This is a genomic window from Streptomyces sp. NPDC050448 (assembly GCF_040655295.1).
GTDB lineage: Bacteria > Actinomycetota > Actinomycetes > Streptomycetales > Streptomycetaceae > Streptomyces.
On record NZ_JBFAJR010000007.1, the window covers coordinates 86,086 to 100,184 of the forward strand.

Annotated in this window: 11 protein-coding genes and 2 pseudogenes; 6 read left to right on the forward strand and 7 right to left on the reverse strand. The window is 73.0% G+C overall.

Going from position 1 to position 14,099, the window contains the following annotated elements; translation table 11 throughout:
- The first annotated feature begins 243 nt into the window (after positions 1-243).
- From AB0I68_RS11530 to AB0I68_RS11540, 3 genes are all read left to right on the forward strand, one after another.
- Positions 244-2,109: an ABC transporter ATP-binding protein gene (locus AB0I68_RS11530; RefSeq protein ID WP_363177031.1), complete on the forward strand. Its 1,866-nt coding sequence runs from the start codon at positions 244-246 to the stop codon at positions 2,107-2,109.
- Complete coding sequence (locus tag AB0I68_RS11535) at positions 2,106-2,993, forward strand: serine/threonine-protein kinase (RefSeq protein WP_363177032.1); 888 nt, start codon at positions 2,106-2,108, stop codon at positions 2,991-2,993. The genes AB0I68_RS11530 and AB0I68_RS11535 overlap by 4 nt, the downstream gene beginning before the upstream one ends.
- Before the next feature lie 68 nt (positions 2,994-3,061).
- The gene (locus AB0I68_RS11540; RefSeq protein WP_363177033.1) at positions 3,062-4,333 is read left to right on the forward strand and encodes a pyroglutamyl peptidase; all 1,272 of its coding nucleotides are present in this window, start codon (positions 3,062-3,064) and stop codon (positions 4,331-4,333) included.
- A 55-nt stretch (positions 4,334-4,388) separates the two neighbouring features.
- Here AB0I68_RS11540 and AB0I68_RS11545 read toward each other — a convergent pair.
- A pseudogene (locus AB0I68_RS11545) lies at positions 4,389-4,514 on the reverse strand (DUF885 domain-containing protein); the annotation flags it as partial.
- A 124-nt stretch (positions 4,515-4,638) separates the two neighbouring features.
- On the opposite strand from AB0I68_RS11545, the gene AB0I68_RS11550 reads away from it, so the two are divergent.
- The 3 genes from AB0I68_RS11550 (at position 4,639) to AB0I68_RS11560 (ending at position 6,987) form a co-directional block, all read left to right on the forward strand.
- Positions 4,639-5,637, forward strand: a complete 999-nt coding sequence (locus AB0I68_RS11550; RefSeq protein WP_363177034.1) for a WGR domain-containing protein — start codon at positions 4,639-4,641, stop codon at positions 5,635-5,637.
- A 114-nt stretch (positions 5,638-5,751) separates the two neighbouring features.
- A complete protein-coding gene (locus AB0I68_RS11555) occupies positions 5,752-6,159 on the forward strand; it encodes a hypothetical protein (RefSeq protein ID WP_363177035.1) in 408 nt (135 codons plus the stop codon).
- A 630-nt stretch (positions 6,160-6,789) separates the two neighbouring features.
- Positions 6,790-6,987, forward strand: coding sequence for a hypothetical protein (locus tag AB0I68_RS11560; RefSeq protein ID WP_363177036.1), 198 nt, complete (start codon positions 6,790-6,792; stop codon positions 6,985-6,987).
- A 42-nt stretch (positions 6,988-7,029) separates the two neighbouring features.
- On the opposite strand, the pseudogene AB0I68_RS11565 reads toward AB0I68_RS11560, so the two are convergent.
- The 6 genes and pseudogenes from AB0I68_RS11565 to AB0I68_RS11590 form a co-directional block, all read right to left on the reverse strand.
- Positions 7,030-7,302 (reverse strand): annotated as a pseudogene (locus AB0I68_RS11565) (MFS transporter); the annotation flags it as partial.
- Between the two features lie 10 nt (positions 7,303-7,312).
- Positions 7,313-9,328 carry a prolyl oligopeptidase family serine peptidase gene (locus AB0I68_RS11570; protein WP_363177037.1) on the reverse strand — a complete coding sequence of 672 codons (2,016 nt, stop codon included), beginning with the start codon at positions 9,326-9,328 and terminating at the stop codon, positions 7,313-7,315.
- 84 nt (positions 9,329-9,412) lie between these two features.
- Positions 9,413-11,062 carry a glutamate synthase subunit beta gene (locus AB0I68_RS11575; protein WP_363177038.1) on the reverse strand — a complete coding sequence of 550 codons (1,650 nt, stop codon included), beginning with the start codon at positions 11,060-11,062 and terminating at the stop codon, positions 9,413-9,415.
- 103 nt (positions 11,063-11,165) lie between these two features.
- A complete protein-coding gene (locus AB0I68_RS11580) occupies positions 11,166-12,008 on the reverse strand; it encodes an alpha/beta hydrolase (RefSeq protein WP_363177039.1) in 843 nt (280 codons plus the stop codon).
- 407 nt (positions 12,009-12,415) lie between these two features.
- On the reverse strand, positions 12,416-13,297 hold the full coding sequence (locus AB0I68_RS11585) for a GNAT family N-acetyltransferase (RefSeq protein WP_363177040.1): 882 nt from the start codon (positions 13,295-13,297) through the stop codon (positions 12,416-12,418).
- Positions 13,298-13,595: 298 nt separating this feature from the next.
- The gene (locus AB0I68_RS11590) at positions 13,596-14,078 is read right to left on the reverse strand and encodes a MarR family transcriptional regulator (RefSeq protein WP_363177041.1); all 483 of its coding nucleotides are present in this window, start codon (positions 14,076-14,078) and stop codon (positions 13,596-13,598) included.
- Positions 14,079-14,099: the final 21 nt, after the last annotated feature.

Consider the following 14,099-nt stretch of genomic DNA (forward strand, 5'->3'; position numbering starts at 1 on the left):
TCTCCAGGAGGAAAGCTCATGGCGATCTTCACTCATCTCATCCCAGCGAACCACCGTCACGGAAAGAGGGACATGACCTCGGAGCGCGATGACAGCACCGAAATGCGCCGTCACCGTCGCCACCGCCGGAACACCACCCACGGCCACCACGGCCACCACGGCCACCGCTGGTGACCGCCGAGGACGGCTGGGCGGACCCCGCTTCTTGATCCGCTCAGCCGTCAATCGTTGAGGAACGCGTCCATGAGGCGGGTCGCGCGGCATGCACTGCACCGGCTGCTGTCGGTGGCCGATGATCCCGAAGCGGTCGTCGCCGCCGCGCCGCCCGTCGCCCCGCGCGAGGCGTTCCGGCGGTTCTGGCCCTATACCCGCGGCGGCAGGCGCTGGCTCGTCCCGATCCTCCTCTTCAGCATGATCGGCCCGCTGATCGACGCGGCCGAGATCTGGCTCTTCAAGATCGTGGTGGACGAGGTCCTCGTTCCGCGCGATCTGCGCCCCTTCCTGTGGATCGCGCCGGTCTACCTGGGACTCGTCGTGTGCTCCGGCGTTCTGGAGTTCGCCGACGACGTGATGTCCACCTGGGTCGGCGAGCGTTTCCTGCTGGCCCTGCGGGCGGATGTCTACCGGCACGTCCAGGGGCTCTCGCTCGGGTTCTTCGAACGGCGGCGCCTGGGTGACGTGCTGTCACGCATCACCGGCGACGTCGATGCGATCGAGACGTTCCTCCTCTCCGGGGTGGCCGACGCCCTCTACCACGTGATCCGGCTGGGCGTCTTCCTCGGTCTGCTCTTCTACCTGCGCTGGGACCTGACCCTCCTCGCGCTCGTCATCGTGCCGCTCTTCTGGGGCGCGGCCCGGCGCTTCTCCCGGCTGGTCAAGGCCGCGTCGCGGGAGCGGCGGCGGCGCAGCGGCTCGATCAGCGCGATAGCCGAGGAGTCACTCGGCAACATCGCGCTGGTGCAGGCCTACAACCGGCAGGACACGGAGGAGGGCCGGTTCGCACGCGAGAGCATGGGCAGGTTCCGCGCGGCGATGGTCTCGGCCCGTATCCGCTCCGTCTACGGCCCGGTCGTCGAGATGATCGAGCTGACCGGCGCGCTGGCCGTGCTGGGCCTGGGTACGTGGAAGCTGGCGCAGGGGCAGCTCACGCTGGGTGGGCTGCTGGTCTTCCTCGCGCTGCTGGGCAAGCTCTACAGCCCGATCCGCGACCTGTCCCAGCTCACGAACACCTTCTACGCGGCGTCCGCGTCGGCCGAGCGGATCATCGAACTGCTCGACCAGCGCCCCCAGGTCGTCGAGGTGGCAGCCGCCCGTGCCCGGAGGATCGGGCGCGCCCGGGGCAATGTCGAGTTCCGCGGCGTCTCCTTCCGCTATCCGGGCACGTCGCGGTGGGCCCTGCGCGACGTGTCGTTCCGTGTGCAGCCCGGTACGACGCTGGCGCTGGTCGGTGCGAGCGGCGCCGGCAAGTCCACGGTCGGGAAGCTGCAACTGCGCTTCTACGACCCGGACCAGGGAGCGGTCCTCCTCGACGGCACCGACCTCAGGGAGCTGCGGCTGTCCGAACTGCGCGCGAACGTCGCGGTGGTGCTGCAGGAAACGCTCGTCTTCCACGGCACCGTACGGGAGAACATCGCCTACGGCCGGCCCGGCGCGACCGAGGCGGACATCGTCGCGGCGGCCCGCGCGGCCGACGCCGACGCGTTCATCCGGCTGCTCCCCGAGGGCTACGACACCGTCGTGGGCCAGCGGGGCCGGACCCTGTCCGGCGGGCAGGCCCAGCGCCTGGCGATCGCCCGCGCGATGGTCAGGGACGCACCCGTACTGCTCCTGGACGAACCGACCACCGGCCTGGACGCCGAGTCGGGCCGCCGGATCATGGAACCGCTGCGCCGGCTGATGGCCGGGCGGACCACCGTCGTGATCTCGCACAACCTGCTCTCCGTGCGCGACGCGACGTCCACGGTGGTGCTGGAGCGGGGCCGGGTCGTCGAGTGCGGCACCCACGAGGAGCTGCTCGTACACGGCGGTGTCTATGCCCGCCTGCACCGTATGAACGGCGGCGCGCCCGGCCCGGCCCCGGCCGGCTCCCCCCTGAAGGTCCTGTCATGAGCCCTGCCACCACCACCCGTCCCGCGGCCCCGCCCCTCGCGCCCGGCACGGCCCCCGCGCCGGGGTACGAGGTCCTGGCACACCTGGCCCGGACGGGCTGGCTCGACCTCTACGACGCCTGGAGCGAGGAGCGGGACTGCCGGTGCGTCGTGAAGGTCCTGCGCCCCGACCGCCGCGACGAGCCGCGGCTGGGCGACCGGCTCGTCCGTGAGGGCCGCTGGCTCCAGGCCTTCACGCATCCGCACCTGGTCCGCGCGTACGAGACCTTCGAGTCGCCCGAGCCGCTCGTCGTACTCGAAACGCTGACGGGCGAGACGCTGTCCCACCTCATCGGCCGTCTGCCCCGGCGGGCGGCCGCCGAGGACGTGGCCGTGCTGGGCGTGCAACTGTGCTCCGCGCTGCACTACCTGCACGGGCAGGGCCTGCTGCACCTGGACGTCAAACCGTCCAACGTCGTGGTGGAATGCGGTCACGCGAAGGTGCTCGACCTCAGCGTCGCCCGCGCGCCCGGCATCGCCCCCGCAGGTGTCGGCACGTTCAGCTACCTCGCCCCCGAGCAGGCGCGCGGGGGAACCCTGTCGGCCGCGGCCGACGTCTGGGGCGTCGGCGTCACGCTGTACGAAGTCGCCACCGGGGACGTCCCGTTCGACCCCGGCGACACCGGGGCCGGGACGACTGACGGCGAAGCCGCGCCCTGGTACCCGCAACTCGAGGGACCGGCACCGCCCGTCACCACCCGGCGACGCCTCCCCCGCGCCCTGGCGGCGGCCATCGACGCCTGCCTCCGCCCCGATCCGGCGGCCAGGCCCTCGATCCCCGAACTGTCGGCCGCCCTCGACGGGGCGCTGCGCCGGCGGCGCCGCGACACCCCCGTGCCGGAGTGACCGGAACACGCCATGCCCGAACGGGGGCGTCTGGTGGGGGTGATGGTGGCTATGTAATGTCACATCGCATGATGCTTTTACGGCGTGCCGCGTCGATCGCGGTCCTTCTTGCCACCGTCCTTCCCCTGGCCGTCACCGTGCCGGCGCACGCGGACGACACCTCCTCGTGCCGCACCGCCGACTCCGCGCCCATCGACTCCGAGCAGGCACGGCTCGCGGATGCGCGGACCACGGCGCTCGTCGAACGGGCCGGGTTCGGGGACTTCGTACGGCGCTTCCCCGCAGCGCTCTGCGCGGTCCGGAGCCCAGCCGAGGCCGGGCGGCTGCTCGACGGCTGGGGCGAGGCCCTCTGGCAGGCCGCCGTACGCCGCGCCCAGGGCCAACGGCCCGGTGGTGATCTCCCGGCCGGGGACGACCGGCCGCTGTACTGGACGCGGCTGGCCATGACCACCGCGCTCGCCCGCTGGGAACCGGAATTCGCCGTCGACCGTCCCGCGCTGCGCGCCCGCTTCGAGGACGCCTCCCGCGGCCTCACGGACAACGCCTTCCGGACCGCGCCGGGCGTGCGGCGCGTCTTCATCAGCGGCTTCGACCCCTTCGGACTGGACGCCGAGCTCCGCCGCGCCAACCCCTCCGGTTCCGCCGCCCTCCAGCTCAACGGCCGCCGCGTCACCCTCGCCGACGGCAGCCGCGCCGAGATCCGCGCCGTCGTCCTGCCCGTGCGGTACGCCGACTTCGACGCCGGCATCGTGGAGCGCGCCTTCGCCCCGCGCCTGGCCGGCGGACCCGGCGCGGCGGACGTCATCACCACCGTCAGTCAGGGCTACCCCGGCATCTTCACCCTGGAGGCCTGGGCGGGCCGGTCCCGGTCGGCGGATCCGTACCCCGACAACACCGGCTCCCTCTCCGGAGGGACCCGCGAGCACCCGGTGACCGCTCCCGGCCTCGCCCCGGGCGCGGAGTTCATCCGGACCACGCTCCCCGCCGACGCGGTCACGAGCGCCGTGCGGACGCCGTACCCGGTGCTCCTCAACACCGCCGTCACCGAGATCCCTGCGGGCGCCGCCGCGCCCGTGGACCGCGCCGACGGCCCGACGCCGGGTTCCCGGGCGGTGGCGGGCGGCGGAGGCGGCTACCTGTCCAACGAGGTGGCCTACCGCTCCAACCGGCTCCGCGGCGACCTGGCCCCGCAGCTGCCCGGCGGCCACCTGCACACCCCGGTCCTCACCGGCCTGCCGGCGGACCCGGACCTGCTGACCGGCCCCGAGTTCGAGCGCACCGAGACCGCGATCACCACGGAGGTCCGCGCCATCCTCGAACACACCGCCGCCCGCCCGTGACCCCCGCCGCCGCGGTCGGACGTCCGGAGGTCCTGGCCACAGGGATCCGAGTTCGTCGCTCGCCGAGTTTGTACGAGACGGCCTGGCCGGGCCTGCCCAGGTAGCGGACGACCTCGCTGTCCAGGTAGGCGGTGGGCCGGCTCGAGTAGCGGCCGAGGAACTCCCGCGCCAGCGCGGGCGTTACAGGGCCGCGGCGCCGCCACCCGCAGCCCCGGACGCCGGTGGCGGGCGGGCGTCACAGCCCGCCCGGGCGCGCGGGGCAGGCGCTCGACGAGGTGTCGGACCCCCCTGACACCCTTGGGCACATGACTGAAGGCGGGCAGGAGAGGACGGACCCGGTGGCGGGCTGGCGGCGGTTCGAGCGTCTGCAGGGCGATGGGTCCGAGTACCGGGAGATTCGCCGGAACGGGATCCGCTGTTTCCTCCGGTGGGGTGCCGTAGGCACCGGCGGCAAGGCGAGCACGTCGACTCTGCTTGATGCGGAGCACGCGGGACGCCATGCCTCCCGCAAGATCAACGAGTGGCTCCGGAAGGGGTTCGCCGAGGTCGACCGGCCGCCGTTCGACGCGGCCGAACTCGATCGGCAGACGCCGGTCCTCGCCGTGATCAAGGCAAGTACCGGGCCCCACGCCCCGCAACCCGCGTACCTGCCGGTGGACGGCTTCGACGAGGTGTACCACCACGCCCACGCGCCGGACCATCCGATGGGATTTCACGAGTACTTCGTCCTGCGGGACGAGGGACGCAGCGCGGTGCGGTTCGCCGTACGGGCACAGTGCCACGACCCCGCAGGCGTGCACGCCTTCCTGAGCTTCCTCGACACCCGGCGCGATCTGGCCTTCGACGGCCGGTCCCACCACAAGGTGCCCTTGCCGGAGCCGGTAGGACCGTTCACTCACGCGCTGTTCTGCGCCCCGGCTCTGGGGCAGGCGTGCGTGGCGTATCCGGCGATCGCGGCTCGCGTCGCAACGGCCTTCCCGGTCTTCGACTGCGAGATCGGCGATGCCGACTCCGAGGCGCTCGTCGATGCGCGCATCCGCGGCCACGGTTCGCTGCCGTACGGCGACTGGGCCCGTCGGCCACACCCGGCCGCCGACGTCAGGTTCGACATCCAGCCTTCGTTCCACCGGCGGACGCAGACCTTCAAGGTCTACGGATCCGCCGGCCTCGAACGGCTCATGGAACTGCTACCGGCCGCGACACCGCAGAGTTGGCTGGAGGTCCGCTCCTTCCGGGGTGAGACCAGGCGGTTCACACCCGACACCGCCGTATCCCCCGCCGAAGCCGTCTCCTTCCTCCTCTAGAACGGACCGGCCCTCGTCCCGACGTGCGCCCGGCGCTGCTCGTGCGCAGGATGGATGAGCGGGACCGATGTGTCATCGAGACCTGGGTCCCACACTCGAGAGAGAGGCGGCGCAATGAGCAGCACGCCGAGCAGTACCAGCAGTGCCTGGGCATCGGGCGGCACGACGTTCGCAGGCGTCGTGATGATCGTCACCGGCGTCTTCGGCATCATCGAAGGCATCGTCGCCATCGCCAACGACCAGGTGTACCAGCACATCGGCAACTACACCTTCAAGTTCGACCTCACGACCTGGGGCTGGATCCATCTCATCGTCGGCATCCTCGTGGTCGGCGCCGGCGCGGCGATCCTCAAGGGCTTGGAGGCCGGCCGGATCGCCGGTATCGCCCTGACCAGCCTGTACGTGATCTTGCACTTCATGTGGCTGCCGTACCAGCCGCTCTGGTCGATCATCGCCATCGGCATCGGCGTGTTCGTCATCTGGGCCCTGTGCACCGACGTCCCACGGACGAGGACGCCCTGACGGCGTATCGGCGGCAGCCGAACCCGGGCTCTGCGACACGGCGGTGGCCTGTCGATACGACTGGAGGCGACCACCGGGGCGCAGAGCCGCGGAATCCACCGCACCGGCCACGGGTTCGACGACTCCGGGCTCCGTCTCGACGACGCCGACTGCACGTGGTGGACCCTGGCCCGCATGGGCCAGGGTCGCTTCGTGCCCTCAAGGACGGCGGACGAGAACCGGGGACCCGCCCGCCGTGCACCGCGCGCTGCACCGCGCCGGCCTCACGGCCGAGGACGTCCCCGCTCCCTGGGACCGGCCGCGCCCTCACTCCAATGGCCCAGCGGGCGGTGAACTCCTGCGGGCCGGCCGTGGCGAAGCCGGTGTCGCCGAGCCCTGCGTCCCTGCCCCGGGCGACGGCTTCCGCGCGGCGTCCCGTCTGTGGCAACGGTCCGTACGACGGCGTGCAGGACGTCCTCCGATCCCGCACCCTTGACCACGTACCCACGGGCGGCGAGGCGGCGCCGCCGCGACCGGCGGTCACCATGGAGCACTGCGATCGGACGATTGCGCAGGCCGGGGAGAGGGCCCACTCCTCGTGCGGCCGGGCCACCGGGACCTGCAGGGTGGTCCACAGGAGAGGTGAGAGCAGTGAAGAGTCCGACTCCGGCCCAGTTCCGGGCCGTCCACGGAGACATGGGGCGGTGGCAGGCCGTCGACTTCGAGGTATACGAGCACCTCGTCGAGAACCAGTACATCGTGGGCCCGAAGCCCCCGACGGAACCCGCCGACCGGAACACGGCCCGCCAGGACCCCAACCCGCCGACCGGGTCCAGGCCGGCAGGCTAGGCACGGCCGTGCTCCATGCCCGCCGCGCGGGCCGCGGCGCGGTCAGGCCGCCGGCTGGCCGGCGCGCTTCGCCTCGCGGCGCCGCAGCGCGTCCTCGTCCGTGTCCGCGTCGTAGGTCACCGGCTTCGGCAGCAGGACGGACAGGGCCGCCACCGCCGCCGCGCACATGAGGCCGCCGCTCAAGAACGCCGGCCGGGTGCCCGTCCAGCCCGCCACGCTGCCCGCGCGGACCTGGCCCAGCTGCGGGCCCACGCTGTACGACGGCACCTCGATGCCCGCCGGCCGCCCGCGCAGCTCCTCCGGGATGGTCTGGTTCCGGGACCGGTCACGGCGTGCCGACGCCCAGGTGCTGCCACAGGAAGGTGTACGCGAGCGCGTGGTTGGCGGCGGCCTGTTCGTTGTCGCTGGCTCCGCCGTGGCCGCCGCCGGTGTTCTCGTGGAAGAGCACCCGGTGGCCCAGTTCCCGCAGCCGGGCGGCCGTCTTGCGGGCGTGGCCGGGGTGGACGCGGTCGTCGCGGGTGGAGGTCATCAGGAGCAGCGGCGGGTACGGCCGGTCCGCGGACAGGTTGTGGTACGGGGAGAGGGCCTCGAGGTGGGGCCGGTCGGCTTCGCTGTCGGGGTCCCCGTACTCGGCGACCCAGGAGGCCCCGGCGAGCAGGCGGTGGTAGCGGAGCATGTCCAGGAGGGGCACCTTGGCCACGACCGCGCCGAAGAGCTCCGGGTACCCGACGAGCATGGCGCCCATGAGCAGGCCGCCGTTGCTGGCGCCGGTGATGCCGAGCCGGTCGGGGGTGGTGATGCCCCGGGCGGTGAGGTCGGCGGCGACGGCCGCGAAGTCCTCGAAGGCCCGTACCCGGTTCGCGCCGAGGGCGGCCCGGTGCCAGGCGGGGCCGTATTCGGCGCCGCCGCGGATGTTGGCGACCGCGTACGTACCACCGCGGGCGAGCCAGGCGCGGCCGGTCAGCGGGCTGTAGTACGGGGTCTGCTGGTCCCGGAAGCCGCCGTACCCGTAGAGGAGCGCGGGCCCCGGCCGGTCCTGGCCGGCGGGGCCGACGACGAAGTACGGGACCTGTGTGCCGTCCGCGGAGGTCGCGAAGAACTGCCGGACCGACAGGCCGCGGGCGTCGAAGCGGGCGGGGGCCTGCTTGAGCGGCCCGGAATCGGCGCCGATGTGGCCGTACGTCAGGGTGGAGGGCTGCAGGAAGCCGTCGACGTTGAGGAAGTACTCGTCGCTGACGTCCGGGTCGGTGTCGGTGACGGTCGCCGAGGACAGCGGCGGCACGTCCGCCAGCGGCCGGCGGCTCCAGCCGTCCGGGCCGGGGGTGAGGACCTGGATGCGGGTCGAGACGTCGGCCAGCGTCTCCAGGATCAGGTGGTGGCGGGTCCAGCTGTGCCCGGCCAGCGCGGTGCGCTCGTCCGGCGCGAACAGCACGTGCGCGGTGCGGTCCCCGGCGAGGAACGCGTCGAATTCGAAGGCGAGGAGCGAGCCGGCCGGATGTCCGAGCCACGGGGTCTTCGGGGTGACGATCAGCCACTGTCGGTACGCGTACTTCCCGGCGTCGTCCGGCACCTCGATCCTGACGAGCCGGTCGCCGTCGGCGAGCAGGTGGAGCTCGTCGTGGAAGAAGTCGGTGGAGCGGCAGACGAAGTCGCGCTCGTATCCGGGGGTGGCGTCGTGCCAGCCGGCGGCGGACACGTCCCCGGCCTCGGCCTCGAAGACGACCTCGGCGTCCTCCGCGGCGGTGCCCCTGCGCCAGCGCCGGACGGTACGGGGATAGCCGGACGCGGTCAGCGAGCCCGGTCCGAAGTCGGTGCCGAGGAAGACGGTGTCCTCGTCGATCCAGCCGATCCGGGTCTTCGCCTCCGCGACCTCGAAGCCGCCGTCGACGAAGGCCCGGTCCCCGAGATCGAACTCGCGGACCACGACGGCGTCGGAGCCGTCCCGGGACAGCTGGACCAGTGCCCGCCGGTAGTCCGGGTACCGCACCCGGGCGCCGGCCCACACCCACTCCTCGCCCTCCTGCGCCGCGAGGGCGTCGATGTCGAGGAGCACCTCCCAGGCGGGGTCGTCCTTGCGGTACTGCTCCAGCGTCGTACGCCGCCACACGCCCTTCGGGCGGTCGGCGTCCCGCCAGAAGTTGTAGAGGTGCGCCGCGCGGCGGACGGTGTACGGGATCCGGTCGGCGTCGTCGAGGACCTCGCGCAGCTCGGCGCGCAGCGCCTCGAATCCGGGGTCGCCGGTGAGCGCGGTGGCGGTCTCCGCGTTCCGCTCCCCCACCCAGGCCAGCGCGGCCTCGCCCTCTACGTCTTCAAGCCACAGGAAACGATCTTCAGCAGTCACCCCACGATTGTGCAGCCCCGCGGGGCCGGCCGGAGCCGCGTCCGGCGAGCCGGGGGCGCCGGGCCCGGGTCCCGGCCCGCCCGGTCACGCCGACAAGGGCCGGTCGTGGGCACCGACGGGGGCGGGCAGGGCCGTCGAGCCGGTGAGGTAGCGGTCCACGGCGGCGGCCGCCGCGCGGCCCTCCGCGATGGCCCACACCACCAGGGACTGGCCGCGCCCGGCGTCGCCTGCCACGAAGACCCCGTCGGGCCTGCGGCGGGACGGCCGCTCCGGCGGCTTGCCCCAGGCCGGCGCCGCGCCCGGTGCCGGCGCCTCGGCCCACGGCGGCACCCTGACGGGCGGCGCCGCGTCGCCCGGCGCCGCCTCGCCCGGCGCCCGGGCTCCCGACGGGGGTACGTCCGAGGGCGGCAGCGGCGGCTCGCCGAGGGCCGCGAAGTCCGCGTCCCGTGCGAAGTTGCCCCGGCCGTCCCGGGTGAGCCCGAGCTGCTCGCCGAGCCCGCAGGCCCGCTCGGGACCCGAGAAGCCGAGCGCCAGCAGGACCAGCCCGGCCTCGATCACCCGCTCGGTGCCCGGCATCGGCTGCCTCTGCGCGGGCTCCACCGCGGTCAGGTGCAGGGCCCGTACGCGGCCCTCCGCATCCCCCTCGAAGTGCAGGGTCGCGCTGGAGAAGACCCGGGGATCGGTGCCGTGGCGTCCGCGTGCCTCCTCGTGGGCGTGGGAGATCCGGTACACCTGCGGGTGCACCAGAGGCCAGGGCTCGGTGTCCGGCCGGCCGGGACCGGGCTCAGGGCGGATGTCGAGCTGGACCACCGACAGCGCTCCCTGCCGCAGGGCGGTGCCCAGGCAGTCCGAGCCGGTGTCCCCACCGCCGACGATCACCACGTGCCGGCCATCGGCCGTGATCCCGGGCGCCGCCCGGTCGCCCTCGCCGACCCGGTTGGCGCAGGTCAGGTAGTCCATGGCCTGGTGGATGCCGCGCAGCCCGCGGCCCGGCGCGGCCAGCTCCCGGCGCTCGGAGGCCCCGACGGCGACGACGACCGCGTCATGGCGCCGTCGCAGTTCGGCCGCGTCCATCCGGCCGCCGATGTCCGCGTCCGTACGGAAGACCGTGCCTTCGGCCTGCATCTGGGCGATCCGCCGGTCCAGGTGCGTCTTCTCCATCTTGAACGCGGGGATGCCGTAGCGGAGCAGCCCGCCTATGCGGTCGGCCCGCTCGTAGACGACGACGGTGTGGCCGGCCCGGGTCAGCTGCTGGGCCGTGGCGAGCCCTGCCGGGCCGGAGCCGATGACGGCGACGGTCTGCCCGCTGAGCCGGCCGGGCGGCGCCGGCGGGGTGTACCCGAGTTCCCAGGCCTGGTCGGCGATGGTCTGCTCGACGTTCTTGATGGTCACCGGATCGGCGTTGATCGCCAGCACGCAGGCGTCCTCGCAGGGGGCCGGACAGAGCCGGCCGGTGAACTCCGGGAAGTTGTTGGTGGCGTGCAGCCGCTCGGACGCGGCCCGCCAGTCGCCGTGCGCGGCGTACGCGTTCCACTCGGGGATGAGGTTGCCGAGCGGGCAGCCGCCGTGGCAGAAGGGGACGCCGCAGTCCATGCACCGGTTCGCCTGCTCGGACACCAGGGGCAGCAGCGTCTGCCCGGCGTGCACCTCGCGCCAGTCGCCGAGTCGCTGGTCCGCGGGGCGGGACGGGACGGGGTTCCGGGGGGTCCTGAGGAAGCCGTACGGGTCGGTCATGCTCCGCCTCCCTGGTCACAGGCGGATACGGCGGTCAGACCAGGCTACGCCGCGTTCGCCTCGGCTTCCCGGCGGCCGGTCGGTGGTCCTGCCGCAGCGGTCCTCAGGACAGGAATGCCGTGGTGGCGGCCAGGAACCGCCCGGCGTCGTCGAGCCACGGGGCATGGCCGGCCCCGGGCTGGACGACGAGACGGGCGTGCGGGAAAAGCCCGGCGTACTCGGCCGCGGCGGACTGCGGTACCGACACGTCGTACTCTCCCGCGAGCACGAGTACGGGGGCCTCGAACCCGGCGAGTGCCGTGCGGGTGGCGTCCGGGTCGAAGGCGCCCTCACCGGCGTAGCCGGCCGCGGCCTCGCCGTTCTTCTGCACGTCGTCGGCGGCCTCGAAGGCGCGGGCCGCGTCGTCCCAGCGCCCGTGGAGGAACGGGGCGATCACCTGCCGGCTGTCCGCGGTCGCCCGGCCGGCGACGACGGCCTCCAGGGCTGCGTACGCCGCCGGGTACCAGGGTTCGTCCCGGCGCAGCCGCGCGGTGTCGAGCCGGGTCTCGCCCGTGATCGTGATGCCGACCCCCATGACGCTCGGAGTGAGCAGGACGAGCTTGCCGAGGCGCTCCGGGTGGCGGCCGGCGTACAGGGCCGCCAGGTTCGCGCCGGCCGAGTGCGCGAGCAGGTCCATCCGGTCGAGGCCGAGGTGCTCGCGCAGGGCCTCCACGTCCTCGACCTGCCGGTCGCAGCGGTAGGACGAGGGGTCGGCGGGTACCTCCGACCGGCCGGTGCCCCGGAGATCCAGCATGATCAGCTGCCGGTGCGCGCAGAGCCCGCCGAGCTCGCCGAGGTACGCGGAGTCCCGCATCGGCCCTCCGGGGAGGCAGACGAGCGGCGGCCCGTCCCCACCGAGGACGCGGTAGGCGAGCGTGGTCCCGTCAGGGACGGTGAAGGAAGGCATGCCCCGGACCTTGCCAGTGGCTCCCACCTGGGGCAACCGTATTTCCCGGCGACGGCCGACCGTTCGGGCGGCGGGCGGAGCCCGGCGCTGCGCGGCTCACGGCGGCAGCCCGCCTTCCCCGTCGGCCGCCGCCCCGCGCCCCGCGGTCCGGCCGTACCCGGCTGCGCTCTGGTGCGCAGCCTGCCGGGGGGAGGCCGAACCCCGGTGCGCGCCGGGTCAGAGCCCCGCGCGGGTCCGAGCGACCAGGGTGCGCGACGGCGACTTCGCCAGCCGCGACGACCTGATCGACGAGCTGGAGGCACCAGGGCGTGTATCGAAAGTGTCGACGGGCCGGGCGAGGTGATGTCCAGGTCCGGCCCGTCTGTTTGCAGCTAGGGGGTGTCCGGCCCTGATCCGCCGGACACCCCCTAGAGGTCGAGCTGGTGCTGGTGCGTCGTGTGCGTGGGCGTGTAGCCCAGATCGTCGTTGATGTGTCTCATGTGCCTGTTGCTGTCGGCGGTGTCGGTCAGGAGGCCACCGAGGCCCGGATAGTGCCCATGGGCCTGTCGGATCGACTCGGCCTTCATCCATCGGCCAAGGCCGTGTCCACGGTGCTCGGGCAGCACGCCGGTGCCGTAGTGCTGACCATCACCTGTGCCGTTGCCGGGAATGACGAGTTCTGTGAATCCGGCGATCGAGCCGTTGGAGGTGTCGATGGCGACGACGGTGCGCAGCTGATCGCCGCGCCGTTCGACGGCCTTCGCCGCGGCCCGGACCCGGTCCACGTCCCAGGTCACGGTGCCGTAGTCGGTGTCTTCCATGGGCATGTCGTCCATGGCGCGACGTGCGGCGGCAAACGTTTGGGCGAGGTCGTCGGGGACGGCTCCCTGCCATGCCGCCAGCCGGTAGCCGGGATGCGAATGCTCGATGATCCCGGCGAGGGCGGTGGTGTCCACATCGGCCAGTGGCAAGCGGGAGAACCTCAGGGTGAGGACCTTGCGAAAGCCGCGCGCCACAAGGAACTGGTCGCCGGGCGCTCCGGCCTCGGCCTGCGCAATGACGCAGCGGCGGGCGTTGTCCCGGGCGGCGGCCACGGCGGCGTCGAGGAGCTGCGAGCCGACGTGATGGCGTCGCTCCGCCGGATGGACCTGGAGGGTCAGTTCGGCCAGGTGATCCTGTCCGGGACTGTTGAACAGGCGCAGAAAGGCGGTTCCGATGGGGATGGAATCGGCGTCGGACGCCAGCCATGCAAGGCGCCGGCTGTTCGGGCCGTGAGCGGGGTCGGTCAGTGGGGTGATGCGAGACGACAAGGTGTCTCCGTCGTGAGGAAGTGGCAAAGGTCAGTACGCGGACTCAACTGCTGGGCACTCCTGCGCATGTGCTCCACACCTCCTCGTCGACAGCGCCGGTCCGGAACATCCGGGACGGCTGGGAGAGGCTAGCCGACCCATTTGGTCCTCGGCAAACGTGCCATCGATCAGCTGCCGTCTGGTCCAGGTCGGAGGTCGACCTGGCTACTTGCCCCCGCGCAACAGCGGTGCCGGCCGGGCCCACTGCGCGTCCGTCAGATCTCCGCGCGCCACAAGCGAGATCATCCCCCTGCAAGATCTACTCTCGGTACACGCCCTGGTTCTCCGGCACTCCGGCGGGCGACGCAACGTCGAGGGCGGCAGTCAAGTAGCGCTGCACGACGTCCAGTTCGGCGGGCGTGAAGTCCTCGGCCACATCGACCAGGCCGCTGATGAGCGGGCCAAAGAAGGACCAGCCGAGCTCGACCGCCTTCGGCTCCACCACCAACAGCACCCGGCGCCGGTCGTGTTCGTCGCGGATGCGGCGCACCAGGCCCGGCCGTTCCAGCCGGTCGAGCAAGGCGGTGGTGCCCGCCGAGTTGAGATTCAAGGCCTCACCGAGCCGCCCCGGGGTGACGGCGTCCCCCGCCCGGTCGGCGTCGAGCAGCCGGATCAGGGCGCGCAGGTCGGTCGGGTGCAGGCCGTTGCGCGCGGCGAACTCGGAGCCGCGCAGGTGGAATTCCACCGTGACCGCACGCAGGAGGTGGACCAGTCGCATGGCGGGGGTGTCGTCATCGCTCACTCGGCTAGTATCTCGCCGAGC